This is a genomic window from Sphingomonas sanxanigenens DSM 19645 = NX02 (assembly GCF_000512205.2).
GTDB lineage: Bacteria > Pseudomonadota > Alphaproteobacteria > Sphingomonadales > Sphingomonadaceae > Sphingomonas_D > Sphingomonas_D sanxanigenens.
The window spans coordinates 2293111-2317983 of record NZ_CP006644.1; the positions used below are offsets into that span (position 1 = coordinate 2293111).

Annotated in this window: 20 protein-coding genes and 1 tRNA gene; 9 read left to right on the forward strand and 12 right to left on the reverse strand. The window is 66.6% G+C overall.

Annotated features, from left to right (window positions below; all coding sequences use genetic code 11):
• Positions 1-8: 8 nt before the first annotated feature.
• The 3 genes from NX02_RS10575 (at position 9) to NX02_RS10585 (ending at position 4168) form a co-directional block, all read left to right on the forward strand.
• Positions 9-1661, forward strand: a complete 1653-nt coding sequence (locus NX02_RS10575) for an electron transfer flavoprotein-ubiquinone oxidoreductase (RefSeq protein WP_025292168.1) — start codon at positions 9-11, stop codon at positions 1659-1661.
• 67 nt (positions 1662-1728) lie between these two features.
• Positions 1729-3315, forward strand: a complete 1587-nt coding sequence (locus tag NX02_RS10580; RefSeq protein WP_053000632.1) for a tetratricopeptide repeat protein — start codon at positions 1729-1731, stop codon at positions 3313-3315.
• A 7-nt stretch (positions 3316-3322) separates the two neighbouring features.
• Positions 3323-4168, forward strand: a complete 846-nt coding sequence (locus NX02_RS10585; RefSeq protein WP_025292170.1) for a 4-(cytidine 5'-diphospho)-2-C-methyl-D-erythritol kinase — start codon at positions 3323-3325, stop codon at positions 4166-4168.
• Between the two features lie 20 nt (positions 4169-4188).
• Here the strand turns inward: NX02_RS10585 and NX02_RS10590 are convergent, their stop codons facing one another.
• The 5 genes from NX02_RS10590 to NX02_RS10610 all read right to left on the reverse strand — a co-directional run bounded on the left by NX02_RS10590 (position 4189) and on the right by NX02_RS10610 (position 9304).
• Positions 4189-4614 (reverse strand): DUF4112 domain-containing protein, encoded by a 426-nt coding sequence (locus NX02_RS10590; protein WP_025292171.1) that lies wholly within the window; start codon positions 4612-4614, stop codon positions 4189-4191.
• Positions 4615-4716: 102 nt separating this feature from the next.
• A complete protein-coding gene (locus tag NX02_RS10595) occupies positions 4717-6195 on the reverse strand; it encodes an ABC transporter substrate-binding protein (protein WP_039996531.1) in 1479 nt (492 codons plus the stop codon).
• Positions 6196-7647, reverse strand: a complete 1452-nt coding sequence (locus NX02_RS10600) for a peptide ABC transporter substrate-binding protein (RefSeq protein WP_158013987.1) — start codon at positions 7645-7647, stop codon at positions 6196-6198. It lies immediately after the preceding gene.
• A gap of 155 nt (positions 7648-7802) precedes the next feature.
• The gene (locus NX02_RS10605) at positions 7803-8000 is read right to left on the reverse strand and encodes a hypothetical protein (RefSeq protein ID WP_025292174.1); all 198 of its coding nucleotides are present in this window, start codon (positions 7998-8000) and stop codon (positions 7803-7805) included.
• A 62-nt stretch (positions 8001-8062) separates the two neighbouring features.
• On the reverse strand, positions 8063-9304 hold the full coding sequence (locus NX02_RS10610) for an NAD(P)/FAD-dependent oxidoreductase (protein ID WP_025292175.1): 1242 nt from the start codon (positions 9302-9304) through the stop codon (positions 8063-8065).
• 139 nt (positions 9305-9443) lie between these two features.
• Here NX02_RS10610 and NX02_RS10615 point away from each other — a divergent pair.
• Both NX02_RS10615 and NX02_RS10620 read left to right on the forward strand, forming a co-directional pair.
• Positions 9444-9520, forward strand: a tRNA-Met gene (locus NX02_RS10615).
• Between the two features lie 174 nt (positions 9521-9694).
• The gene (locus NX02_RS10620; RefSeq protein WP_158013988.1) at positions 9695-9925 is read left to right on the forward strand and encodes a hypothetical protein; all 231 of its coding nucleotides are present in this window, start codon (positions 9695-9697) and stop codon (positions 9923-9925) included.
• On the opposite strand, the gene NX02_RS10625 is transcribed toward NX02_RS10620, so the two are convergent.
• On the reverse strand, positions 9922-10704 hold the full coding sequence (locus NX02_RS10625) for a Crp/Fnr family transcriptional regulator (RefSeq protein ID WP_025292177.1): 783 nt from the start codon (positions 10702-10704) through the stop codon (positions 9922-9924). The two genes, NX02_RS10620 and NX02_RS10625, sit on opposite strands and share 4 nt — an antisense overlap.
• Positions 10705-11061: 357 nt before the next feature.
• Here NX02_RS10625 and NX02_RS10630 point away from each other — a divergent pair, with 357 nt between their 5' ends.
• Positions 11062-11781: a Crp/Fnr family transcriptional regulator gene (locus NX02_RS10630; RefSeq protein WP_162232673.1), complete on the forward strand. Its 720-nt coding sequence runs from the start codon at positions 11062-11064 to the stop codon at positions 11779-11781.
• 6 nt (positions 11782-11787) lie between these two features.
• On the opposite strand, the gene NX02_RS10635 is transcribed toward NX02_RS10630, so the two are convergent.
• The 4 genes from NX02_RS10635 to NX02_RS10650 all read right to left on the reverse strand — a co-directional run bounded on the left by NX02_RS10635 (position 11788) and on the right by NX02_RS10650 (position 15286).
• Positions 11788-12702, reverse strand: a complete 915-nt coding sequence (locus NX02_RS10635; protein WP_245648828.1) for an alpha/beta fold hydrolase — start codon at positions 12700-12702, stop codon at positions 11788-11790.
• A 139-nt stretch (positions 12703-12841) separates the two neighbouring features.
• Positions 12842-13795 (reverse strand): DUF481 domain-containing protein, encoded by a 954-nt coding sequence (locus NX02_RS10640; protein ID WP_025292180.1) that lies wholly within the window; start codon positions 13793-13795, stop codon positions 12842-12844.
• Positions 13796-13814: 19 nt separating this feature from the next.
• Positions 13815-14291: an RNA pyrophosphohydrolase gene (locus tag NX02_RS10645; RefSeq protein WP_025292181.1), complete on the reverse strand. Its 477-nt coding sequence runs from the start codon at positions 14289-14291 to the stop codon at positions 13815-13817.
• On the reverse strand, positions 14288-15286 hold the full coding sequence (locus NX02_RS10650) for an alpha/beta hydrolase (RefSeq protein ID WP_025292182.1): 999 nt from the start codon (positions 15284-15286) through the stop codon (positions 14288-14290). Before NX02_RS10650 ends, NX02_RS10645 begins: the two co-directional genes overlap by 4 nt.
• Positions 15287-15343: 57 nt before the next feature.
• On the opposite strand from NX02_RS10650, the gene NX02_RS10655 reads away from it, so the two are divergent.
• The 3 genes from NX02_RS10655 to NX02_RS10665 all read left to right on the forward strand — a co-directional run bounded on the left by NX02_RS10655 (position 15344) and on the right by NX02_RS10665 (position 18469).
• On the forward strand, positions 15344-16237 hold the full coding sequence (locus NX02_RS10655; RefSeq protein ID WP_025292183.1) for a histone deacetylase family protein: 894 nt from the start codon (positions 15344-15346) through the stop codon (positions 16235-16237).
• 62 nt (positions 16238-16299) lie between these two features.
• Complete coding sequence (locus tag NX02_RS10660; RefSeq protein ID WP_025292184.1) at positions 16300-17712, forward strand: DNA recombination protein RmuC; 1413 nt, start codon at positions 16300-16302, stop codon at positions 17710-17712.
• A gap of 61 nt (positions 17713-17773) precedes the next feature.
• Positions 17774-18469, forward strand: coding sequence for an HAD family hydrolase (locus NX02_RS10665; protein WP_025292185.1), 696 nt, complete (start codon positions 17774-17776; stop codon positions 18467-18469).
• A 42-nt stretch (positions 18470-18511) separates the two neighbouring features.
• On the opposite strand, the gene NX02_RS10670 is transcribed toward NX02_RS10665, so the two are convergent.
• Positions 18512-22825, reverse strand: a complete 4314-nt coding sequence (locus NX02_RS10670) for a hypothetical protein (RefSeq protein WP_025292186.1) — start codon at positions 22823-22825, stop codon at positions 18512-18514.
• The gene (locus tag NX02_RS10675) at positions 22825-24870 is read right to left on the reverse strand and encodes a hypothetical protein (RefSeq protein WP_025292187.1); all 2046 of its coding nucleotides are present in this window, start codon (positions 24868-24870) and stop codon (positions 22825-22827) included. The genes NX02_RS10670 and NX02_RS10675 overlap by 1 nt, the downstream gene beginning before the upstream one ends.
• Between the last annotated feature and the right edge of the window lie 3 nt (positions 24871-24873).

Genomic DNA, 24873 nt, shown 5'->3' on the forward strand with positions numbered 1-24873 from the left:
TGGAGAGTATGAGAGAGCGCGAATCGATGCCTTATGACGTGGTGATCGTCGGCGGTGGCCCCGCCGGCCTCGCCGCTGCGATCCGCCTGAAGCAGCTTGCCGCCGAGCGGTCGGCCGAAATTTCGGTGTGCGTGCTGGAAAAAGGCTCCGAGATCGGCGCCCACATCCTTTCGGGTGCGGTGGTCGATCCGCGCGCGCTGGATGAACTGCTGCCCGAATGGCGCACGATGGGTTGCCCCATGGCCGACGTGCCGGTGACCGAAAATCATCACTGGGTGCTGACCGGCAGTGGCAAGCACGAGATGCCGCACGCGATGATGCCGCCCTTCATGAACAACAAGGGAACCTACACCGGCTCGCTCGGCAATCTCTGCCGCTGGCTGGCGGAGCAGGCCGAGGGGCTCGGCGTTGAAATCTTCCCCGGCTTCGCCGCCGCCGAGGTGCTGTTCAACGAGGATGGTTCGGTGAAGGGCGTTGCCACCGGCGACATGGGCGTCGCGCGCGACGGCACGCACAAGCCGGACTATCAGCCGGGGCTCGAACTCCACGCCAGATACACCTTCTTCGCGGAAGGCGTGCGTGGCCACCTCACGAAGGAATTGAAGCGCATCTTCGATCTGGAGGCGGACTGCCAGCCGCAGGTCTATGGCATCGGCCTGAAGGAATTGTGGGACATCGATCCGGCGAAACATGTGCCGGGCCGCGTGATCCACACCCAGGGCTGGCCGCTCGACGATGCGTGGGGCGGCGGCTTCCTCTATCATCAGGCCAATGGCCAGGTGGCGCTCGGCTTCGTCGTCGCGCTCAGCTACAAGAATCCGCACCTGTCGCCGTTCCAGGAATTCCAGCGCTGGAAGACGCACCCGGCGATCCGCGCCATCCTGGAGGGCGGCAAGCGCGTCTCCTATGGCGCACGCGCGATCAACGAGGGTGGCTGGCAGTCGGTGCCCAGGCTGGTCTTTCCCGGCGGCGCGCTGATCGGCTGCTCGGCGGGATTCGTCAACGTGCCGCGCATCAAGGGCAGCCATACCGCGATGAAGTCCGGCATGCTCGCCGCCGAGGCCGCGTTCGACGCGATCGCGGCGGAGCGTGCGGCGGACGAACTCACCGCCTATCCGGAGACGCTCAATGCGAGCTGGATCGCGACCGAGCTCAAGATGGTGCGCAATGTCGAGCCCGCAGTCTCCAAGTTCGGCGGTACCGTCGGCACGCTGGTGGCCGGTACCGACATGTGGATGCGGTACCTGAAGATCGGGCTTCCTTTCACCTTCAGGCACAAGCCGGACCATGAAAAATTGTGGCAGGCGAACCAGTGCCCGAAGATCGATTATCCCAAGCCCGACGGTGTTTTCAGCTTCGATCGCCTCTCCTCGGTGTTCCTGTCGAACACCAATCACGAGGAGGATCAGCCGGTCCATCTGACGCTGAAGGATCCGGATATCCCGATCCAGCACAATCTGCCGCTTTATGACGAGCCGGCACAGCGCTACTGTCCTGCCGGCGTCTATGAGGTGGTCGGTCTGGAAGAGGGAAACCCGCGCTTCCAGATCAATGCGCAGAATTGCGTCCACTGCAAGACGTGCGACATCAAGGATCCGACCCAGAACATCAACTGGGTCGTGCCCGAGGGCGGCGGAGGACCGAACTATCCGAACATGTAAGCCTGGCTTCGCGACTGCGCTGGCGCTGCTCCTCATCGGCGGGAGCGCACCGGCGTTCGCCAGCCAGGTGAGCCTGTCGCCGCTTGGCAGCTATGTCCGTGCGCGCGCCGCCGATGCCGGCGGCAATGCCGCGGAAGCGGCCTCCGGCTATGCCGCGGCGCTCGATGCCACGCCCGATGATGCGGTGCTGGCGCTGCGCGCGCTGCGGCAGGCGATGGCTGCCGGAGACGAGGCGCTGGCGCTGCGCGCGGCCGGCGTGCTGGACCGCGCCGGCGTGCTGCCCAGCGACGCGCGCATGGTGCTCCTGACCCGTGCCGTGCGCGTAGAGGACTGGGCCGATGCGGGCCGGCAGATCGCGCGCATCGAGAAGGAAGGCGCGTTCGACTTCCTCGTGCCCGTCATCCGCGCCTGGATCGCGTTCGGCTCCGGCACCGGCGATCCCGTCGCGATCCTCGACACCGGCAAGGGCGGCGCGCTCGCCGGCGCCTACGCCGCAGAGCACCGGGCGCTGCTGCTCGCTGCGCAGGGCGACATCGACGACAGCGTCGCCGCGGTGCGCGCAACGGCGCTTCTCGGCGGTGGCAGCAGCCGCAATACGACGCTGCGGGTCGCCGTCGCCGCCCGGCTGGCCGCTTCGGGCAAGACGGACAAGGCGCTGTCGCTGCTCGATGGCGGCGATGCTGTCTTTGTCGCCGCGCGCGCGCGCATCGCCGCCGGTCGGCCGCTCGCAGGAACGATCGACGATCCCGCCGAAGGCATCTCCGCGCTGCTCGCCAAGCTGTCCGCCGACATCTCGCGCGAGCGCCTGCCGATGCTGGCGATCTCGCTGGCGCGCAACGCGCTGGTCCTCGCGCCGGACAGCAGCGCCGCCAAGCTGGCGATGAGCGAAGCGCTTGCCAGCGGCGACAATGTCGATGAAGCGCTCGCGGTACTCGATCGCATACCCGACGACGATATTCTTGCCTCTTTGGCCTTGAACCAGCGTGTTGCGCTGTTGCTGCGCAACGGGGATCGCACGGCCGCGCTCGCTGCGGCCGAGGCCGCCGCGACGGCGCCGGGGGCGACGGTCAACGACTGGAGCCGGCTGGGGGATGTGCGCGGGCAGGCAGGGGCGTTCGACGGCGCGGCGGAGGCCTATGCCCGCGCGATCGCGATGGTGCAGGCCGGTGGCGGCACCGCGCCATGGACCTTGTGGCTGTTGCGTGGATCGGCGCTGGAGCGGGCAGGGCGGTGGAACGAGGCCCGCCCCGAACTCGAGAAGGCCGCCGCACTGGCGCCCGAAAATGCGATGGTTCTCAACCATCTCGGTTATGCGCAGCTCGAGCGCGGCGAGAATGTCGATGCCGCGATGAAGCTGGTCGCGCGGGCCAGCGCGCTCCGGCCCGAGGACGCCGCGATCACCGACTCGCTTGGCTGGGCCTATTATCTGCGGGGCGACATACCCCGTGCGATCGAGACGCTCGAACGCGCGGTGAAAGGCGAACCGTCCGAATCGGCGATCAACGAGCATCTCGGCGATGCCTATTGGGCGGTCGGGCGGCGTTATGAGGCGCGCTACGCCTGGCGCTCGGCGCTGGTGTTCGCCGAGGGTGATGCGGTCGATCGTCTTCGCGGAAAGATCGACCGCGGCATGCCGGCAAAGCGCACACGCTGATCCGACGATGGCGGAATTGCTGCATGAAGTCGCGCGCGCGAAGATCAATCTCGCGCTCCACGTCCGGGCGCGAATGCCCGATGGCTACCACGCCCTGGAAACGCTGTTCGCCTTCGCCGAGGATGGCGACAGGCTGACGCTGGCGCCGGAAGCGCCGCTGTCGCTCGTGATCGGCGGGCGCTTCGGCGCCGGACTGTCCGCGGACGATGACAATCTCATCCTTCGCGCGGCGCGCAGCTTCGCCGCCGCCTTCGGCACACCGGAACGCGGCGCATTCGCGCTCGACAAGAAGCTGCCGATCGCGGCCGGGATCGGCGGCGGATCGGCGGATGCGGCGGCGGCGCTGCGGCTGATGGCGCGTGCGCACGGTATCGTACCGGAGGATGCGCGACTGCCTGCGCTCGCGGCAAGCCTCGGCGCGGACGTGCCCGCCTGCCTCGACGGGCGAATGACGCGTGGCGAGGGGCGGGGGGATGCGCTGGTGCGGGTGGCGCCGGGCAGGTTGCAGGCCATGCCGCTGCTGCTCGTCAATCCGGGCGTCGCTTGCCCCACCGGACCGGTGTTCAAGGCATGGGACGGCGTGGATCGCGGCGCGTTGGACTATGGCGACCCGCTCGACGCGGCGCTGGCGGGTCGCAATGATCTCGAACCGCCGGCGCGACACCTCGTGCCCGAAGTCTCGATCGCGATCGAGGCATTGGCGGCGCAACCGGGTGTCCGGCTCGCGCGCATGTCGGGTTCGGGCGCGACGGCTTTCGCACTGTTCGATGAAGCGGCCGCGCGCGACGCCGCTGCCGCGGCGATCGCCGCAGCGCATCCCGCATGGTGGCAGATGGCCTCGCGGATCGCCTGATCCGCAAGGATATCGCCGCCTCAGTTCGGCATGGTGATCGTCGCCGTCGCGGGATGATGCTTGTCGAGATGTTTCTTGATGATGCGCAGGTTCTTGCTGTTCGACCGATAGACGAAGTCGAACAGGTCCCCCACCAGCGGCACGGCGCCGAGCACGGCGTCGAGGCCGACATTGCCGGCCATCCGCGTGAGCTGGAATTTCGACATGCCGAGGTTGCGGGCTTCCCAGACGATCCATGCGCCCATCGCCGTGGTCAATATGTCGCCCACCACGGGGATCAGCCCGACGATCGCGTCGAGACCGACCGGGCGATTGAGCCCGGGGATCACGACCAGCCGCTCGAGCAACATCTCCATCGCCTCGATCCGCTGGCGCACCGCTGCGGGATCGCGGCCGAGCGGCAGCGCATCGGCGAAACGATTGAACTCACGCGGCGAAACAGCCATCCTATCCTCCTGGCCGCGCGCCCGGGTGAAGGGAAGAGCGGCGACCCTCCGATGATCTTGGATGCCGGCGGCGATTTTCAAGATCGCGCCATCGCAACGCGTTCAGCGCCGGGGCGGTCGCAGTGCGGTGAGCGGGTGGATTGCGCGCGCATTCTCGCGATATTCGGAGAGGCGGGGGCTGACGAGCGACCAACGCAACGGGCGGGCGAGGGGGATGAACCATGCCGCCTCGCTTGCCGCGACCTCCCCCTCCGCGAGCAGGCGGGCGCGATCGTCCAGCGAGCGGGCGTTGCGGCCGAGCAATCTTTTGGCCTCGGCCTCGGGATCGCAGGCATAGCCGCGCGCGCAGGAAATCCGGTCGAGATACCAGCTCACGCTGTCCATTGGTGCCACCGAATCGATCAGCGCGAGGTCCGCCGGCTCGCCTTCCGCGACCGCGACGAGATCGACACCGATCCCGCGCCAGGACGCGCGCAGCCAGGCGAACAGCAGCCGAGCACCGGGGCCCGCGGGAAGCGCGAGGCGGAGCTGCGGCTGCGGCTTTTCTGCGCGCCATGCGGCGACACGCGTTGCAGCGATGCGCCGGCGCTCGGCGAGGTCGAGTGCGCCCCAGGTGGGCTGCGTCGGCGGCGTCGCGGAATCGAGCTGTTCGGGCGTGAGGCTCAGCATCGGCGCCCAGCCGCGAATGGCGTAACGGCCGAGCAGGTCGCCGCGATCGAGCGCCATCGTCAAGGCGACGCGCGCATCATGGTCACCCAGGAGGCCGTCGCGGTTGAGCGCGGCCACGCCGAAAAGGCCCGGCGCCGGATCGACACGCAGCTGGCGCGCGGGCACGTTGGCGACCTGCGCATACATCAGCGTCGCGAAGGTGCCGCCAAGCACGAGATCGGCATCTCCGCGGCGAAAGCGGGCTACGGCACGCGACGCGGGCTCGCCCCGCATGCGCGCCTTATCCCAGGCGGCCGGAGGCGGCGTATCCGGATCGTCATCGGCGATCGGCGACAACAGCAGCGCGCCTGCCGTGCTGCGTTCGATCCGCATCGGGCCGGTGCCGTCGCGCCCGGAAAGCAGCGCCATTTCCGGCTGGGCGAGCAGTTGCAGCAGGTTCGGTCGCGGCGTTTTCAGACGGATCTCGATGACGCGATCGGTCATCACGGCGATCTCGTCGACCACCTCGAACAGCCCACGATCGGGATGGCTGCCGGTCCGCGCGATGGCCGCGCGCAGCCGGCGGGCGACGGCCTCGCTCGTCACCGCCGCGCCGTCGGTCCAATGCAGGTCGGCGAGACGGAAGATGTAGCTGGTGCCATCCTCGGACACGATCCAGCGTTCGGCGAGCGCGGGTTCTATCTGGCCATTGGCATCGAAGCGCACCAGCCCCTGCGCGACGGCACCCAGCAACACGGCAGTGGGCGCAGTCGGCGCGGCGCGGGCCGGATCCGCGATCACGGCAGCAGGGCCGATCACGCTCACCTCGACCGGTCCGCCATCGTCACGCTCGCATCCGGCGGTCGCAAGCACGGCCAAGAGCGTCAGCGCCGCGCGCATCGCCGGGTAGGAACGGAGGCTGCGGGCGGTCATTCAGCGGCTCATGATCGTCAGGGTGCGCGACGGGTGTATGTTGGCGGGGTTATCGCGCCAACCCCCGACGCGCGGCGCGACAAGCGAGCGGCTGACGTAGAAATAGATCGGAAGGATCGGTGCGTCGCCTGCGAGAAGGATTTCGGCGCGGCGCATCGCCATCGCCCGCGCGCGGGGGGCGGCGATTGCCGTGGCGGCATCGAGCGCGGCATCGAACGCGGGGCTGGCATAGCCCGAATAGTTGATCGCCCCTGCATCCGAACGATGGACGGCAAGGAAATTCTCCGGCGCCGAGATATCGCCGATCCAGCCGGACCGCGCGAGCGCGAAATCGCCACGCCTGAGGCTGGCGAAATGCAGCGTCCCCTCGCTGTTGAACAAGCGCGCTTCGACGCCCAGCGGCTGCCACATTGCGGCAAGCGCGATGGCGATGCGACGATGATCGGCATCGGTGTTGAAGCGGATGTCGAAGACCAGCGGGTTGTGCTGCCCGTAGCCCGCTGCGGTCAGCAAGGCCCGCGCGGCGGCGCGGCGGCGGTCGAGCGACCAGTGCGCCCATTCCGGCTGCCAGCGCGGCAGGCCGAGGCCCGGTGGCACCACGCCGAACGCGGGCAACGTGCCGGACGCCAGCAGCGGCCCCGAGATCCACGCCCGATCGACCGTCATCGAAAGCGCACGCCTTACCCTGGCATCGTCGAAGGGCGGCCGCCGTGTGTTGAAAGCCAGATAATAGGTGCCCCGATAGGGTGCGACATGCACCGCACGTGGATCGCGATCGCGCAGCCAGGCGAGCCGCGCGGTGGGGATCTCGCCTACCGTGTCGGCACCGCCGGTTTCGAACAGGCGCAACGATGCCAACCGGTCGTCCACTGGCCGCCACACCACCCGCGCCACCGGCGGCCGTCCGTCGTGCCAGGCCGGGTTGGCCTCGAGTGTCAGCCGTTCGTTGAGCGTCCACCCGCTCAGCCGATAGGCGCCCGATGCGACCAAGGGTCGTTCCGATGTCCAGCGCTCGCCGAGGGCGGCCATCCGGTGGAGCGGTAAAGCCGCCAGCGCGGGATGCGCCATCAGTTCGGGTAGAGCGGGCTGCGGGTGATGGAGATGGACCAGAACGGTATCGCCCTGCGCATCCATCGACCGGATCGCAGCGAACAGGGCGATCGTCGGCGCTGCGGTTCCGGCCGCGCGCAGGCGTTCCAGCACCGCGGGGAACAGCGCCGGCGTGATCGGCACGCCGTCCGAGAACCTCAGGCCTGCGCGGAGCCTGAAGCGCCACTCGAGCCCGTCGGGGGACATGCTCCATGTCGAAGCGAGGCCTGGCTCGGCCGTTCCCGCGGCGGTCATCCGGGTCAGCCCTTCGAACTGGTCGGAGGCGACGCGCAAGGAAGCAAGGTCGGACACTTTCTGCGGATCGAGTCCCTTCACCTCATCCTCGGTGACACGCACGAGCATGTCCTGCGGAAGCGCCTGGCGTTGCGGTGATCGGCAGCCCGTCGCCGTAGCGAGAGCCGCAAGAAGGGCAGCGATGGGGAAAAGGCGCGTCACCCTATCCTGTTAGCGCTGGCGACACGCTTCATCCATCGCCGCGAGGACGATCGCTGTAAGCGTCAGGCCTTGCGGCGCTCCTCGCGCGCACGGTCATGCGCCTCTTTGCCGAGATCGTGCGGCCCGCCGAGCGGCATCCCCGATACGGGGCGGCCGACAGACGGATCCGCGGTCTGCGCCGCAGCGCCGACCGCGTTCACCGCGTCGTCTTCATTCTCGATCGCGTCCTCGGCCTCATCCGGTTTGGTATCGCCCATCATCCTTGCTCCTTGCTGTTTCCAGACAAGCGCGCAGGGTGGGAGCGAGTTCCCTCACGCGCGGATCAGCCGGCGGGTACCAGCATCTTGAGCGGCACCGTCGCGTCGGCAAGCGCGGCTCGGTCGGGGCCAAGTCCGCCCACCACAAGCGCGCGGCCCTGGACATAGTCCTTGGTTGCGTTGACGCAGTCGAGCGCGATCACCTTACCCGCCTTCAGGTAGACGACGGAGAAAGAGCGCGTTGCAGGATCGCCGCGCAACACCGCCTCGTCATGCCCCACCGACAGGCCCACGGTCTGGAGCCGCAGATCATATTGATTCGACCAGAACCAGGGCACGGCGTTATAGGACTGCGGCTCGCCGGCGATATCGCGGGCCGCGGTCGCCGCCTGGTCGTTGGCGTTCTGGACCGATTCGACCCGCATCTGAGCACCGCCCGCGAAGCCATTGAAATGCGCGGCGCAATCGCCGATCGCATAGACGTCCGGCAGGCTGGTACGGCAATATTCGTCGACGTCCACGCCATTGCCACCGGCCGCGCCAGCCTCCAGCAGCGGGCCGACCGCAGGCACGATGCCGATGCCGACGATGACGAGCTGGGCCGGCACCACGCTGCCATCGGCCAGCACCGCGCCCGACACGCGGCCATCGCTGCATGCGAGCGATTCGACGGTGACGCCGGTGCGCAGATCGACGCCGTGCGCACGATGTTCTTCTTCATAGAAGCGCGACAGCTGCTCCCCGGCGACGCGCGCCAGCACCCGATCGAGCGCCTCGAGCAGCGTCACCTTCTTGTTGAACTTGCTCAGCACTGCCGCAGCTTCGAGGCCGATATAGCCGCCGCCGATCACGACCGCCTCGGTGACCGCGGGGAGCTCTTCCACGATCTTGTCGACATCCTCACGGTTGCGCACCGAATGGACGCCGATGGCGTCGCCGCCCGGACACGTCAGGCGACGCGGCGTGCCGCCCGTCGCCCAGATCAGCTTGCCATAGCCGACCACCGCGCCATCGCTCAGCGTCACGCTGTGCGCCTTGGGATCCACTGACGCGACACGGCGCCCGAGCAGCAGATCCACGCCGCGTTCGCCCCAGAAGGCCTGGGGCCGAATCAGGATGCGCTCGAATGACTTGTCGCCGGAGAGATAATCCTTGGAAAGCGGCGGCCGTTCGTAAGGGGGCTCGTTCTCGTCGCCCAGCAACGCGATCGTGCCTTCGAACTTGAGCTGGCGGAGCACCACCGCCGCCTGCGCGCCACCATGCCCGGCGCCCACGATCAGCACATCATATTTGTCTCGAACGCTCAAATCGCTCTCCCACCCTTCGGCCCCGCGGCCTGCCATCTGCGCGCATAATGGCACTTCGCGTTCAACGCCAGTTGACCGGCACATCGGCTATGCCTATAGGCGCGCTTCTTCCGGCGCTGGCCGCCGGATTTGCCCGTGGGGCGGAGTAGCTCAGCTGGTTAGAGCAGCGGAATCATAATCCGCGTGTCGGGGGTTCAAGTCCCTCCTCCGCTACCATTCTATCTCTCCGATCGGCGGAAAAATTGCGGCCCTGGCGGCTGCAACTCGGGTCGACACGCCGCCCAAGCGTCAAAATGCTTAACCGATGTTGATCCTGCCGAACTTCGCCCGGCGTGAGTGGAACCGTCGGCCGCGCAGTTCGTCGATTTCCGGAGTAAATGGGAGGCATCGATGGACAGCGAGGATTCTGCCCCGGCGGAGACGCTCGATGCGGATCATGTTCCGCCTTACCGGCACTATGTCATCCGTGCACAGGCAAGTATCGATGCCGCCAGGGCCGAAACATTGCCGCATCGCATGCGCATTCATCTCCAGGCTGCCCGGCAATGGACCGCGCTTGCCGAAAAGGCCGCCTTTGTCGAACGGCGGCGGTCGTCACGCGACAGGGGCGACCAAGGCTAGGCCGCCGTCATCCGCCGGCTCGTGCCGAACAGCGCGTAGATCCGGCGCAACAGATCCTCGGGCAGGCTCAGATAGAGCGGATCGAAGCCTGCAAGCGTGCGCAACCCCGGCCAGTCCACGATCTCGATCATGCGCGAACGCCACGCCAGCAGGCGCCGTTCGCGCAGCTGCGCGATCATGCGGTTGACGTGCACCGAGGTCATGCCCGTCGTCTCGCCAAGCTGGCTCTGCGTCAGCAGGAACGGGAAGCTCTGGCCGTTGGCCAGCCCGATCGCCGCGTATCGCACCGCCAGCTCGCAGATCAGGTGGGCAACCCGCGCCGCAGCGGGTCGGTGACCGACGTTGATCACCCAGGTCGCCAGGATGGCCGCATCGACGACGCAATCCCGCCAGAATGCGCGGCCCAGTTCCGGAAGCTCGTCGGCCGTGCGCTTCAACGCCATGTGAGGGACACGGACGATCGTGGTGCGTCCTATGGCCTGCAGCGCCGACGTCGCCGCGGGCGATACCACCGAATGAAGATCGACCATGTCGCCCGGAACATGGAGCGCGGTGATCTGACGCTCACCATCTGCCGTTTGCGCGAATCGACCGACAAGCCCATCGGTGACGAGGCAGGCGTGGGTGGTGTGGTCGCCGAGCCGCACGAAATCGCGATTCGCACTCACCTCGACCAAATCGCACGGCAATGCCAACACGGCATCGCGTTCGCGGGTGCTGAGTTCGGATCGCATCAGCAGGCGATCGAGCCATTGGTTCAGCGCTTTTCGGTACTTCATCTCGAACGGCCTCTCCCGTCAGTGTCTCCTTGGCCTGCGATCATGCGACCGCGCATTCGCGGGGATCGATCACGCCTGTGAAACGAGATCGGTCGTCCACGAGTTCCCGGCTCGTCGCCGCCAAGTGCGGCGAGCAATGCGATGTACCGGATGTACAACGACAATTTTCGGCGACGTGGCTTCGCCAGAACAATCCCTTCTGATCGAAGCCGCGATAACATTTGTTGAAGCCAGAATCGGCAGGCGGATGCTTTCGAACTTCCGGATGCGGGGCGTGATTGCCTCGACGATCCTGGAGACGGCATGCAGGTTGCGAAGCATTTACCCGCGTTACGATTATGGCTGGAACGGCTGCAGATGCGGTCAACGTTGAGCGATGAGGAACGGAACGCGATCCTTGGGCTGCCGTGCGAGTTCATCGATGTCGCCGCGAACCATGATTTCATTCGTCTGGGTGAAAATAGCCGTCATGCCTGCCTCGTCGCGGAGGGCCTGGTGGGACGGTTCGCGCAGACCGCGGCGGGTGCACGCCAGATTTTCGCGCTGCACATCCCCGGGGACATGGCCGACCTTCATTCGCTCGTCGCGCCGGAGGCGAGCACGGGGCTTCAGGCCCTGTCCCGCTCGACGATGCTTGCCGTTCCGCACGCGGCGCTGTTGCCGCTGCTCGATCTCTATCCCGGCATCGGCCGCGCGTTCTGGCGCGACAGCATTGTCGACACATCCATCCTGTCGACGTGGGTGCTCAACCTCGGATGCCGATCGGGCGGCGCCCGACTTGCGCATCTGCTGTGCGAGATGGCGGTGCGTTATGCGCTGATCGGGCGCGGGCGCGACCTGCGCTTCGACCTTCCTGCCACCCAGCTCCATCTCGCCGAATGCACCGGCATGACGTCCGTCCACCTCAACCGGATGATGATGGAATTGCGCGGTCGGGGGCTCGTCCGCACGCGAACGCCGAAGATCGAGATCATCGACTGGAAGGGGCTGACAGAACTCGCCGGGTTCGATGCCGGTTATCTCTGCCTGCCGTCATCCGCGGCGGAGCAGGTGCGGCTGGCGCTGCGGGTGCGCTGAACCGGTTCAGCGCTCCAAGGCCGTCAGCAAGTCGCGGTGGAAGCGATCGGGCGCCTGGATTTGCGGCGCATGGCCGAGATCGGGGTAGGTGATCAGCGCGGCGCCGGGAATGCGCTTCGCCGTCTCGCGCGCGAGCACCGGATAATCGCCCAGCGTCGCGGCCAGTGCCTTGTCCGAACGATCCTTGCCGATTGCGGTATTGTCCTTTTCGCCCACGATCAGCACGGTGGGGATAGCGATCCGCCCGAGTTCGTGGACCACGGGCTGATTGAAGACCATGTCCGATGTGAGCGCCTGGTGCCAGGCAATGGTCGCGCCGTCTGCGCCGGCGTACATCGAGGCCAGCATCTCCACCCAACGATCATAGTCCGCTCGCCATGTGCCGGCGTAATAGGTGCGTTGCTGATAGGCGCGGATCGTCGCCGCGCTGGTCTTGCGTTCGCCAGCGAAAAGCTGATCGACGGTCGCGTTGGGGACACCCTTGGCGCGCCAGTCCTCCAGCCCGATCGGATTGACCAGCACCAGTTGGGAGACCGCGTCGGGATATTGCAGCGCATAGCGGATGGCCAGCATTCCGCCCATCGAATGACCGATAAGGATCGGCTTCGCCACGCCCAGCGCGTCGAGCAGCGTCTTGCTGTTCGCCGCCAGCGTGTGAAGACCATATTGATAGCGGTCCGGCTTGGTCGACTTGCAGAACCCGATCTGGTCGGGCGCGATCACGCGATAGCCGGCGGCTGTCAGCGCACGGATCGTTCCCTGCCACGCACCCGCGCAGAAATTCTTGCCATGGAGCAGCACTGCCGTTCGGCCATTGGGACGTTCGGCAGGAACATCCAGATACGCCATCTCCATCGCAACACCCTGGCTGGTGAAGCTGTGGCGCTGGACCGGCCAGCCATAGTCGAAATCTGCGAGCATCGAGTCTGCCCGCGCCGCCCCGGGCGTCGCGGCGCATGCAAGGCCGAAGATGGCCATCGACAGAAGGCGGCGGCGTTTCAGCGGCATAGGGCGCACGCCGCAATCAACGGGACGCCGTCTGATATCGCCGTTCCCGGGATCAGAAATCATAGACCAGCGAGGCCCGGCTCGTCGTGTCGAGCTGCCTGCGCTCATTGGTGGGTTGGCTTTCGAACTGGACGTTGTAGCTGAACTGCGCGGAGAGCGGGCCGAACAGTTTCGCCTTCAGCGCGGTCTGGCCGATCAACGAACTGTTGATGTGGTCCGCATAGAGCGACAACTCATGATCGAGGCTGACGCTCCGACTGATCTTCCACGCGAAGTCGATCGAACCGCGTGCGGCGATCGCGGTTTCCGTCGATGCCTCGACATAATTCGTATAGCGGACCGCCGGGCCGGCCTCGAGATCGAGGGTCACGTTGCCGTCTAGCGCACGATAGCCAAGACCGAGCGATGCGGAATAGCGGGCGGCATAGCCGAGGAAGCGGTCGTTCTCATATTGGAGAAGGCCAACGGCATAGCCCTTGCGCGCGAATTTATAGTTCGCCTCCAGCGAACCCGTGTAACGTTCCCGCGACGTAACGCCGGCGCTTTCCTGATAGTCGGCAGTGGCGGCGGCATTGTTGCGCCAGCGCAGCCCATCCCGATGCACCCGCACCGCGCCGCTCACGCCGGCATTGTCGGTGTTGCCGGTCGTGCGGAAGCCGCCCAGCTCGACCTGACCATCCCACAACTCATAGATCGGCGCGTCGCGCACCTTGGCGAGTTGCGCCGCCACCCGCGCCTTCTTGCGGTTGTCCGCCATCGCCTGGAACTGCTTGGCGCGATCCGGAGACTGGACGGAGGCGAACTTCACGATCGCGTCCATCTCCGTATCATTGCCCTTGTCGACGGCACGTTCCACCATCTGCAGCAAGGGATCCGCGGCCGGGGCCTCAGGTGGATCCTCCGGCCTGGCTTCGGCATCGACGGCGCCCTTCAGCGCCAATTGCGCGAAGGCAGGGTGCGCCGCGGCGATCGCGATAAACGCAACGATCCAGCGGGTAGGCCGCATGTCGCTACTCGGTCTCCGTTTACAGATAGGGGCGGAATTCGTTGAGGATAGCCGAATAGAGCTCCCGTTTGAAGGGCACGATCAGATCGGGCAATTCGTCGGGCTCGGCCCAGCGCCAGGCATGGAATTCCGGATGCTCCGTTTCCAGCTTCACATCGGCATCGGTACCCAGGAAACGCATCAGGAACCAGGTCTGGCGCTGGCCGCGATATCGGCCCTTCCACAGCCGCCCGACCATGTCGGCGGGCAGATCATAGAGCAGCTCCTTGCCCGAACAGGCGATCACCTCGACCAGATCGGGGCGGATGCCGGTTTCCTCCTCGAGCTCGCGCAGCGCGGCGGCCTGGGGCTCCTCACCCTCGTCGAGCCCGCCCTGGGGCATCTGCCACGCGGCGAGACGCGTATCGATGCGCTGGCCGACGAACACCTTCTTCGCGTCGTTGATCAGCATGATGCCCGCGGCGGGGCGATAGGGAAGGGGGGCGGGGTCGGTCATAACGTGCGAGCAGCCTCTGCCATTACGCGGTTGGCCTCCGCCTCGGCGATCATCGGCCTGAGCGCGGCGAGCGCGCCGGCGATGTCGCCGACCGATGAGGGGATACCCTTGGCGAAGTTGATGAAACCGTGGATGTTGCCCACGGCCTCGCGGAAAATCACGGGAACGCCGGCCTCGATCAAGGCGGCGGCATAGGCGCGGCCCTGATCGCGCAGCGGATCGAGGCCGGCCGTCAGCAGCAGCGTCGGCGGCATCAGGTGGTGGTCGCCGAGCAGCGGCGATCCGCGGACGGCGAGCGGGTCGGGGCGATATTGCTCGGTGAACCAGTTCATCGATTCGATCGTCAGCATATGGCCGGCACCGAATTGCGTTACCGACGCCCACGCGCGCTCGCGCAAGTCGACAGCCGGATAGATCGGCATCTGCGCGATCACCGGTGCTGCGGCGGGCCGATCGCGCAGCGCCATGGCGGTGACGATCGCCAGGGTCGCGCCCGCGCTGTCGCCCGCGAGCACGAGGCTGGTCACGCCGCGCTCCAGCACCGCCGTGGCGGAGGCCGCCCAGCGCGCCGCCGCTTCGCAATCATCGGGGGCGGCCGGCCACGGATGCTCGGGCGCGAGACGATAGTCGATCACGAGGATCGGCAGATCGAGCAGGGCCGCGGCGCGCGTGCAGAAGGGCTCGTGGCTGTAGAGCCCGCCGACGACGAAGCCGCCGCCATGAAAGAACAGCACCAGCGGCCCCGGTTCGCGGCGCTCTCGTGCGTCATAGAGCCGCGCGGGCAGTGCGCCTGCGGGCCCCGGCACGGTGAGATCGCGGATGAGCGCCAGCGTGTCGGGCTCGGCATCCGCCAGCGGACGCATCGCGTCGATGAGCTGCCGCGCCGCCGCCGGTTCGAGCTCGTGCAGCTTCGGGCCGGGGGCGTTGTTCAGATAGGCAAGGAACGCTGCTACATCCGGCCGGACATAGGGGGCCCTGTCGACCGGCTGGATCATGGCGTCTCCAAGGGGTTGCGGCTGGCGGCGGGGCGTCGCGGGCCCTACCTAAGGGGGATGACGCACGTCGTCCACCACCCCGGCTATCGATCGCTGCCGAGACCCGGCCAGTTCCCTTGGGACAAATATATGCTGCTGCTCGACGCGCTGCGCGACGATGGCGGCCCGCTGACCTTGCATCAGCCCGAACCGATGCCGCGGCGGTGGATCGAGGCGGTGCATGATCCCGCCTATGTCGCCGAGGTGATCGAACGGCGCGTGCCGCCCGAGAAGGAGCGCCGCATCGGTTTTCCGGTGACCGAGCCGGTCGCGGTGCGCGCGCAGCTCACGCCGGGCGGCACGTGGCTCGCTGCGAAGCTGGCGCTGGCGCACGGCCATGCCGCCAATGGCGCGGGCGGCAGCCACCATGCGCTCGCCTCGACCGGGGCGGGCTATTGCGTGTTCAACGATCTCGCCATCGCCGCCAACCGGTTGATCGAGGAGGGCGACGCCACGCGGATCCTGATCGTCGATGTCGACGTCCATCAGGGCGACGGCACCGCCTCGCTGCTCGCGGGTCATCCCGAGATCGCGACCTACTCGATCCATGCCGAGAAGAATTTTCCTGTCCGCAAGGCGCGCTCGACGGTGGATGTGGGGCTGCCCGACGGCACCGGCGACGATGCCTATCTCGACGCCCTGGCTGCCACGCTGATGCCGTTGGCGCAGGGCTTTGCGCCGAATCTGATCCTCTATCAGGCCGGCGTCGATCCGCATGTCGACGACCGACTGGGCCGGCTGGCGCTCACCGATGCCGGCCTCGACCGGCGCGATGCGTTCGTCGCGCGGCTGGCGCGCGCTCTGGGCGCGCCGATCGCCAGCGCGCTGGGCGGCGGTTATGGCGACGATCGCATGGCGCTCGCCCGCCGTCATGCCGCGAGCATCCGCGCCGTTGCCGCGGCGCTGGCCTGAGGCGCTTGCCAAGGGCTGCGTCCGGGCGCTAAGTTCGCGCTTCGTTCCGTTGTGGAGGTTGCGTGGAACCGGGTCTCGTCATCGTCGCCATTTTTGTTGCGCTCGGCATCGGGCTGGCGCTCGGCTGGCTGATCTGGCGCGGCGGCGCGGCGGAGGTGCCGGGCCTGCGCCAGGCGGTGGAGGCGATGCGCGGCGAGCGTGACACCGCGAGGCTGGACCTCAGCGCAGCGCGCGCCGCGGCCGATCGGCTGCCGGCGATCGAGGCGGCGCTTGAAAATGCCCGTCACCGCATTGCCGAGCTTGCCGAGGCGAACGCCGGCTTCGTCCGCGGCGAGGAAGAACGTGCGGCGTCGCACGCCGCGCAGCTCGCCCAGCTCAAGGAGATGGAAGCCAAGGTCGAAGATCGCTTCCGTCACCTCGCCGGGCAGGCGCTGACCGAGGCGCAGAGCCTGCTGCTCAAGCGCGCCGACGAACGGTTCGCCGAACAGGGCGCCAAGAACGAAGGCCAGTTGCGCGCCTTGCTGTCGCCGGTCGAGGCGACGCTCAAGCGCTATGAGGAAGGGTTGCAGAAGGTCGAGGCCGCGCGCGTTGGCAGCTATGGCGAACTCAAGACCGCGGTCGCGCAACTCGTCGCGGGCAATGAGGTGGTCCGGCAGGAGACGCAGCGGCTGACGAACGTGCTGCGGTCAAGCCCCAAGGCGCGCGGGCGCTGGGGCGAGGAGCAGCTGCGCAACATTCTCGAATCTGCCGGGCTTGCCGAGAATGTCGATTTTTCGCTGCAATCGACGGTCAGCGATGGCGAGAAGCAGCTTCGCCCGGACTGCGTCATCAACCTGCCGGGAGATCGCTGCATCGTCGTCGACGTCAAATGCCCGCTCGTCCATTTCGAGCAGGCCTATGACGAGGAGGATGAAGGCCGCCGCGCAGCCTTGTTGCTGCAGCACGCCAATGCGCTGAAGGCTTATGCCAATGATCTCGGCCGCAAGGCCTATTGGCGTCAGTTCGATCTCTCGCCCGATTTCGTCGTCATGTTCGTGCCCGGCGAGCATTTCCTTTCCGCCGCGGCGGAGCGCGCGCCGGAACTCATCGACGGTGCGTTCCGCCAGGGCGTCATCATCGCCTCGACGATCAACATGCTGGCGCTCGCCAAGGTGATGGCAGGAATGTGGCGGCAGGAAGCGCTGGCCGCGCAAGCGCAGGAAGTCGCCGAGGTGGGGAAGGAACTCTATCGTCGCCTGGTGACGATGGGCAATCACGTCCACAAGCTTGGCCGGAACCTCAACCTCGCGGCGAGCGCCTATAATGATTTCGTCGGCAGCCTCGACAGCCAGGTGATGACGCAGGCGCGCCGCTTCGAGGCGCTCAAGGTCGATACCGGGGGCAAGGCGATCGAGGCGTTGCCGATGGTCGACACCGCCGTCCGTGTCTCGACCAAGCTGCTCCCGACCGAAGCGAGCGCAGACGCGGCCGAGTGACACGCCGGCGCGCATATTCGATCCGTGGCGGCGCGGTGTGGGCGCTGCTATTCGGGTGCCCATGACGATCGAACTCATCTGCCTCGATGCCGACGACACGCTGTGGCACAATATGCGCCATTTCGAAATTGCCGAGCAGGCCTTGCTCGAAATCCTCAAGCCGTTCGCCGACGCGGGCGTGACGCGCGAACGGTTGGAAGCGGTCGAGATCCGCAATCTCGCGCTCTACGGCTACGGCGCCAAGAGCTTCACGCTGTCGATGATCGAGGCGGCGATCGAGCTGTGCGGCGGCGCGCTGAGCGTGCGGCAGATCTCGGAGATTCTCGCCGCCGGCCGCGACCTTCTGGCGCACCCGGTCGAACTGCTGCCGGGCATCGAGGAGACGCTGGACGCGCTCGCCGATCGCGGCCGACTGGTGCTCGTGACCAAGGGCGATCTGCTCCACCAGGAGGCCAAGCTCGCGGCCTCGGGGCTGGGGGATCGCTTCCACGGGATCGAGATCGTCAGCGACAAGAATGCCGATACCTTCCAGCGTCTGTTCACGCGTTACGGCGTGCCCCCCGGATGCGCGATCATGGCCGGCGATTCGATGCGGTCAGACGTCTTGCCGGCGCTGACGGCAGGCGCATGGGCCGCCTTCGTGCCGCAGGCGTTGGCGTGGAGCCATGAGCGCGCCGAAGCGCCCGCAGCGCATGAACGCTTCCGCCAGTTGAAATCGCTCGGCGAACTGCCGGACTGGATCGATCAGATCCGGTGATGCTTCGATCCTTTACCCGGGTTCGGGAAAGGACTCAGAGCATCATTTGCCCGATGCCATCAGCATCCCGGGCACCCAGGCCGTCATGTCGGGCTTGTCGCTGACCTTGTAGGGCACGCCGCGGCGCGTGAGGAACAGACGCTCCATCTCGCTGCGGTTGAAGGGACGGGAACCGAGGCGGCCGAAGACCGCGATCTGGCCGCCGGTCTCGTCGACGCCACGATCCCTGTCCAGGCCCTTCGAAAGCGCGAGGGCAGGGGTGGGGGTGCGCGCCCAGGCGATCAGTTGCGGAACCGGCCTGGGCGAGAAGCCGTAGAAATTGGGCTGGCTTTCGGGGCTGGTGAGCTGGACCACCTTCAGACCGTTCCGTCCATCGGCAACATAAGCGAAGAGCGAGGCGTTGGTGGTGCCGACGATGACGTCTTCGGCGTCGTCGAGCACGCCGTTGAACGTCACCTTTTCGACGATCTTCTGTGCCTCCGGGTTCTTGATGTCGACGATCACCAGACCGTCCGACTTCGCCGCGACATAGGCATAGGTGCGGGCCAGATAGACGCGACGGGCGTCGGCAAGCGGGATCGTCGCCTCGGGGATCAGGCGCGGCGCGGTCCAGCGGTCGGGCTTTGCCGGATCCGGATCGGCAGAAAGGCCGGTGACGTCCACCACCTGCAGGCCGTCGGCTGTGGTGACCCACAGATAGCGGAACTGAAGCGCGGTGGCGCGGGCGTCGCGCAGCGGGATCGTCGCGACATGGATCGGCTTGAGCGGATCCTTGAGGTTCAGGATCACGAGGCCGGCATCAGCCGCGATATAGGCATAACGGCCGCCGAGGGTGATGTGGCGTGCGCCCTTCAGGATGCCGCCGACGTTCCAGGTGAGCGCGCGCTTCAGCCGATTGTTGCGGAACTCGCCATCGGCCATCGTGTCGACATCGACGAGGACGAGGCCTTCGACGCTGTCGGTGATGAAGGCGTAGCGATAGATTTCCTCGAGCGCCTGCTCCTCATTCTCGGGGAATTCGGCAAGGATCCGCTTGTTGCGCGTCATGCTGATCGGCTGCGTCGTCGCCAGCGCCATGCAGGTCGCATTGCTCGTCTTGACGTGCGTGTCCTGGCCCAGGGGCGAGAAGGGCGCAGTCACGATCCGTTCCGAGAAGCCCTTGTTGCCGATCGAGGCGACGTCATAGACGCGGAAGCCGCTCTTGCCCTCGGCGACATACATATATTCGCCGCGAAGCTGCAGGCAGCGCACCGCATCGGGCGTGCCCTGAACGACATTGGCGAACTGCTCCAGCGCCTCCGTCTCGCCGCTCAGCTTCTTGTCGAAGGTCTTGCCGCGGGTCCACTCGACCAGCTCGCGCTGGTTGCGGTTGACGTGCGCGTCATACCAGTCGGGATAGGCATATTTGTGGAGATAGGAACCGATCACCGCCTGCGGCTCGTCCCATTCGGTCACGCGGATCGCTTCGAATCCGCCCTGCAGGCCCGTCCAGGCATGCAGCCCGACGAAGTTCACGAAGTTCGTGCCGAGCAGCAGCAACTGCGACATGATCGCATTGTTGTCGTTCGCCGCCGACAAATGGCAGTCCGTGCAGGTCTTGGTTTCCGTCTTGCGCACGGTGTGCGGGAAGTGCGGGGCGAACGCCTGGCTCGAGAAGCCGGCCGCGCTGATCGGCGGCTGCTGCACATAGATGCGTTCGCGGTTGATGTTGGTGGACGACAGAACCAGCGCCGAGGTCGAGCGCACCGGCGCGATCTGGTTGCCCTTGGTGGTCTGGTGGCGGCCGAGCTGGAACATCTCGTCGCGCGCGACCTGCGGGTTGTAGGTCGCGAAGTTGCGCGTCTCCAGCCCGTCATATTTGTGGCTGGTCGTCTTCCAGTTGGCCTCGATCGGCAGGTGGCAACCGCCGCAGCTCGTCGTCCAGCTCAGATGGCAGGTGAAGCAGGCCATCTCGTCGGGATTGTGCGCGCGGTCGGCGGGCGCCACGCCGGGACCGAAGGCGAATTTGCCATCCTCGGCGCCCTGCTTGCTCATCAGCTTGGCGCGCGCGGCGCGAGGGTTGAACAAGGGCACGCCCTTGTCGTCCAGCACATTCTCGAGATTGCGATCGACCGCATCCTTGACGAGGCTGACCGTCCATTTGAGATCCGGATCGACGATCGATCGCTGGATCAGCGCGCGGCGGCCATGCTTGTCATAACCCCACTCGAAGCGGCGTTCGCCATTGGCGTTGCGCAGCAGTGCGAGGTTGGTGCCCTGCGGCCGCGCCGCTACGTTCGACGTCAGCAGGGTCGGATAGGCGTCGGCGGTGCCGTGGCAATCCTTGCAGCCGATCTCCACCGCGTTGGCGACCTCGCCCTGGATCAGGCCATTGCCATGGCTGTCCTGCGCGAAGTGGCAGTCAGCGCACTGCATGCCGACCTCGGCGTGGATATCCATCATGTGAACGGTCTTGCCGGGGTTGGTGCCGGGTTCCACGAACCCGCCTTCACCTGCCTTGCGGAACTTCTCGGGGTCGTCGGGCGAAACGATCTTGCCGTCCGCATCGAGCAGATTTCCTTCGCGGTCACGCTTCAGGATCGCGCGGAAATTCCAGCCATGGCCGTGATAATCGGCGAACTGGGTGTCCTTGGCCTTGGGATTGACCGTGTCGTAGACGTTGCGGAGGAACGACATGTTGCTCCAGCGCCCACGGGTCGCCGCCATCTCGGGATTGCGGTTGAGCACTTCGAGCGCTTCGGCCGCGGTGGGGTATTTCTGCTTCACCGGCCACATCAGCGGCGCATCGGATTCATAGTCCCACATCGTGTAGCCGAGGAAGCTGTTCAGGAAGATGTTGGGCTGGTGCATGTGGCAGTTCATGCACTGTGCGGTCGGGATCGCGCGGGTGAAGGCGTGCTGGATCGGGTGGCCACGCTCCTTGATCGTACGGCCGGCGCCATGCTCACCGCCGGCAGCGCCATGCGGTCCGGCCGGCGCACGCGCAGCGGTCGCCACGTCCTTCATGCCGGCGCGCGTCATATCCAGATCATGGCCTTCGCCACGCGCCGCGCCGTAGGCCCTGGGGCTCTTGCCCTTCAGCGCAAGGGTCGCGGGATGATCGGGGGCACCGGGGCAGGCGAGATGTTCGCCCTTCGCATGTGCTTTCTCGATCTTCTTGGCATGCGGGCGAAGCGCTTCTTCCTCCTCCTCGGTCGGATCGTCGCATTCCGTCTTGGCGGCGACCGTCGGATCCTTGGAGAAGCTCTGCCCGTCGCGGCCGAACTTGGCATAGGTCAGGCTGTGCCGCGGCTCGCGATCGTTCGCATAGATCACGTGGCACGACGCGCAACCGGAAGAGCGATAGTCGCCCGGCTGGTCGTTGGTGCCCAGGAACCAGGTGAACGGATCGTTGAGGCGCGTCTTGTGGATGTTGAGCACCGGGATCGCGACGCGCAGGCCGGTGCCGGGGCCGCGATTGGATTGCTTGAGGTCCGGGCGGCCGGGCTCTTCGAGCCGCTGGATGTTGCCGGAGGGGTTGGGCAGCGCCAATTCGGGGAAGGCGCTCGAAATATTGCGACCGCCCCGCTCGAACACGCGGAACACGTCGCCCGGCGGGATCACGTGCCAGGTCGGGAGCGGATAGAGCAGCGGCAGCGCGCCGCGCTTTTTCTGCGCGTCGGTGACGGTGCCATGCTGACCGGTCTCGCTGGGCGACATGATCTTCGCCGGCTCGCCATCGCGCGTATAGGCCTCGCCGAACGCATAGTTCTTATAGGGAACGATGCCGTTATTATAGGCCGCGCCGCCCCATAGCATCGCACCCGATGCCATCAGCGAGCGTTCCGCGGCCTCGATCACTTCGATGTGGCAGGCGCCGCAGCTTTCGCGCGCAACGCGATAGTCGGACGGGTTCACAAACCGGATGAACTCCGGCGATTCCTTGTTGAGCAGCGTGTAGCTCTGCTTCGGGTTCGCCGAGGAGGGCCAATTCCAGCTCTTGGGATAGCGCGGCAGCACGTGCGCGGCCTTGAGCCGATCGACATAGCGCGGATCGGTCTGCGGGAGGTTGACGTCGACCGATGACGGATCGATCTGGTTGCCGCCATGGCAGTCGATGCACGACAGGTTGACCGCCGGGGTGGCATGCATCGTCTTCTGGTCGCTGTCCGTGTGGCAGGCGACGCAGCCGGCGTTCATCTTCTGCATGTCGTCATAGCTGCGGTCCGCCGGCGCGGGCGCATAGAAGGCATAGTCGATCTTCTGCGGCTTCTCCGCATCGGATGCCAGCGACATCGCGCTCGGGATCACGAACGCGGCGAGCAGCGCGAAGCGTGCGCGGGCGATGGCTTTGAGGAGGGCGGTCGCCTTCAGCATCAGTAGGCCAGGATCACGTTGAGGAGGACCGAATAATAACGATCATCCCCATGGTTGTTGGTAAACAGGTCGGCGAAGCCCTTCGAGGGCTCGAGCACCGCGCCCGAAAGGCGGAAGACGATGTTTTGGTTGCCCTTCGGCCGCCAGATCGCCGCAGCCGACAAATCCCAGCCGATCGACTTGGGGATGCTGCCCTCGTTGCGCAGCGCCTGCAGCGAACTCGTATTCTCGAACCACATGTGATTGACGTTGGTCGAGAGCCGGAATGTCGGTGTGATGTCGAAGTCGGTGCCGGCGCCTACCAGCATGAAACCGGGATTGTTGAAGTTGGACTGTCCCTGTTCCTTGGAACTGCGCAGCGACGGCAGCAGGCCGTTGCGGCCGTTGACGCCCACCGCGCGACCGCCGCCGGCGAAGGGGATCACCTGGCGGATCCAGTAGCTGGTATCGGCGCCCGCGATGATCGGGTTCTCGAAGATCGCGTCGAACCCGCCCAGCGTATCGTCATACGGATCCTTGTCGCCCGAGGCGTAGACACCGGAGAGCCGGAAGCGGATCCAGTCGTGATCGTAGCTGGCCTCGGCCGCGGCGAAATAGGCGCGGATATCGGCGGGCTCGCTGGTGAAGAAATTATTGCTGATCTCGCCGAACGCGCCGTAGATCTGCGCGGACAGGTTGATCCGGCCGATACGGCCGTCCACCGCATAGCCGGGATAGAAAACCTCGTAGCGATAGGGGCGCAGATCGCCCAGCAGCGACGGACGGATCGGGAAGCCGTTATCGTCGATCGCGATCTCGTCTTCCTCGCGATTGATGTTGAACGCCGCAATCGCCTGGCTCGTGAGGCCGACGACCGGAAAATCCTGCCGGAACAGATTGCCGAAGATCACGACGTCATCGCGTGGCCGCTGATAGACATCGTTCAGGCCGCTGTTAGTATCCTTGTCGAAGCGCCAGATCGCGCCGACGCTGTACTGGAAGCGGTTATTGTCGCGCGTGCCGAACAGGCGGATCGCGAGATTGTTGTCGTTGAACAGGAAGCCGCGGAAATCCAGCTGCAGCGGCTGGATGCCGACGCGGATGGAGTCGAAGTCGAACCGGTCCGACGTGTTGCGGATGTGATAGTCGAAGAAGAATTCCTGCACGCCGACGAAGCCGTCATGGCGGTGCTTGGGATAGGTCGGCTCGACGCGCAGCACGCGGCGCTCGCTGACCTCGGCATAGTTGGTGTTGAATGCCAGCGCGACGCGATATTCGATCTTGGGCGGCTCATAGGCGGTGGAGCCCTTGGTCAGCGCCGCGCCGAGGATGACGGTCTGCGACAGCACGAGGCTGTTGGCGCGGCCGAACACGTCGTTGCTGCCGGGATCGTCGACCGATTGCCGGTTGACCGGCTGCGGGAAGCTGCGCGGTTCGACGACGGTATCCGAGATCGCGTTGAGCGTCAGGAACCAGTCGTCGGATTTGAAACCGAGGAATTTGGGCGTGCGGCACTTGGGCAGCTTCTCGCGCCGCCGCCGCTCCCGCTCTTCCTCATTCTGCAGGCAGAGCGGCCGATCGCCCTTGTAGGTGTTCTGGTTGTAGGGATCCCACCAATGTTCCCGCACCAGGCCGAGTGATTCCACCAGCCGCCAGCGATCGGGCAGCGGGAACTCGTCGGTCGGAAACGCCTCGGGCGGCGGCGGCCGAACCGCGCCGATATTGTCCTGCTCGACCCGTTCGGGCAGGCGGCGCTCCGAACCGGGGCGGCGGCGACCAGGCAGCAGGCTGTCATCGGCGTCGAGGTCCGGTACGCCATCGGTTGCGGGTGGCGGCGGCTCGTCGCCCTGCGCCACGGGCGGGGCCGGGGCCCCGTCGGCGGATTGTGCCGCCGCATCGCCCGACGCGGCCGTCTCCTGCGTGACATCGCCGGTCACCGCGACCGACGCGGGAGCGACCCGCCAGGCCACCGCCCGATCGGCGATCAGCAGCGGTGGCGCTTCGACGGGCAACGCGTCGCCGCTCATCAGCGCGAGGATCGGCAAGAAGGGCGTGGCGACGCTCATCCG

Bases quoted from the DNA above. Each gene is read 5' to 3' on its own strand.
- NX02_RS10600 (WP_158013987.1), bottom strand. From the start codon at position 7,647: ATGCTCGTGCGTGTCACCGAGGATGAGGTGAAGGGACTCGATCCGCAG.
- NX02_RS10675 (WP_025292187.1), bottom strand. From the start codon at position 24,870: ATGAGCGTCGCCACGCCCTTCTTGCCGATCCTCGCGCTGATGAGCGGC.
- NX02_RS10670 (WP_025292186.1), bottom strand. From the start codon at position 22,825: ATGCTGAAGGCGACCGCCCTCCTCAAAGCCATCGCCCGCGCACGCTTC.
- NX02_RS10605 (WP_025292174.1), bottom strand. From the start codon at position 8,000: ATGATGGGCGATACCAAACCGGATGAGGCCGAGGACGCGATCGAGAAT.
- NX02_RS10640 (WP_025292180.1), bottom strand. From the start codon at position 13,795: ATGCGGCCTACCCGCTGGATCGTTGCGTTTATCGCGATCGCCGCGGCG.
- NX02_RS10650 (WP_025292182.1), bottom strand. From the start codon at position 15,286: ATGATCCAGCCGGTCGACAGGGCCCCCTATGTCCGGCCGGATGTAGCA.
- NX02_RS10585 (WP_025292170.1), top strand. From the start codon at position 3,323: ATGGCGGAATTGCTGCATGAAGTCGCGCGCGCGAAGATCAATCTCGCG.
- NX02_RS10595 (WP_039996531.1), bottom strand. From the start codon at position 6,195: ATGACCGCCCGCAGCCTCCGTTCCTACCCGGCGATGCGCGCGGCGCTG.
- NX02_RS10655 (WP_025292183.1), top strand. From the start codon at position 15,344: ATGACGCACGTCGTCCACCACCCCGGCTATCGATCGCTGCCGAGACCC.
- NX02_RS10575 (WP_025292168.1), top strand. From the start codon at position 9: ATGAGAGAGCGCGAATCGATGCCTTATGACGTGGTGATCGTCGGCGGT.
- NX02_RS10635 (WP_245648828.1), bottom strand. From the start codon at position 12,702: ATGCTCGCAGATTTCGACTATGGCTGGCCGGTCCAGCGCCACAGCTTC.
- NX02_RS10665 (WP_025292185.1), top strand. From the start codon at position 17,774: ATGACGATCGAACTCATCTGCCTCGATGCCGACGACACGCTGTGGCAC.
- NX02_RS10645 (WP_025292181.1), bottom strand. From the start codon at position 14,291: ATGACCGACCCCGCCCCCCTTCCCTATCGCCCCGCCGCGGGCATCATG.
- NX02_RS10625 (WP_025292177.1), bottom strand. From the start codon at position 10,704: ATGAAGTACCGAAAAGCGCTGAACCAATGGCTCGATCGCCTGCTGATG.
- NX02_RS10620 (WP_158013988.1), top strand. From the start codon at position 9,695: ATGGACAGCGAGGATTCTGCCCCGGCGGAGACGCTCGATGCGGATCAT.
- NX02_RS10590 (WP_025292171.1), bottom strand. From the start codon at position 4,614: ATGGCTGTTTCGCCGCGTGAGTTCAATCGTTTCGCCGATGCGCTGCCG.
- NX02_RS10630 (WP_162232673.1), top strand. From the start codon at position 11,062: ATGCGGTCAACGTTGAGCGATGAGGAACGGAACGCGATCCTTGGGCTG.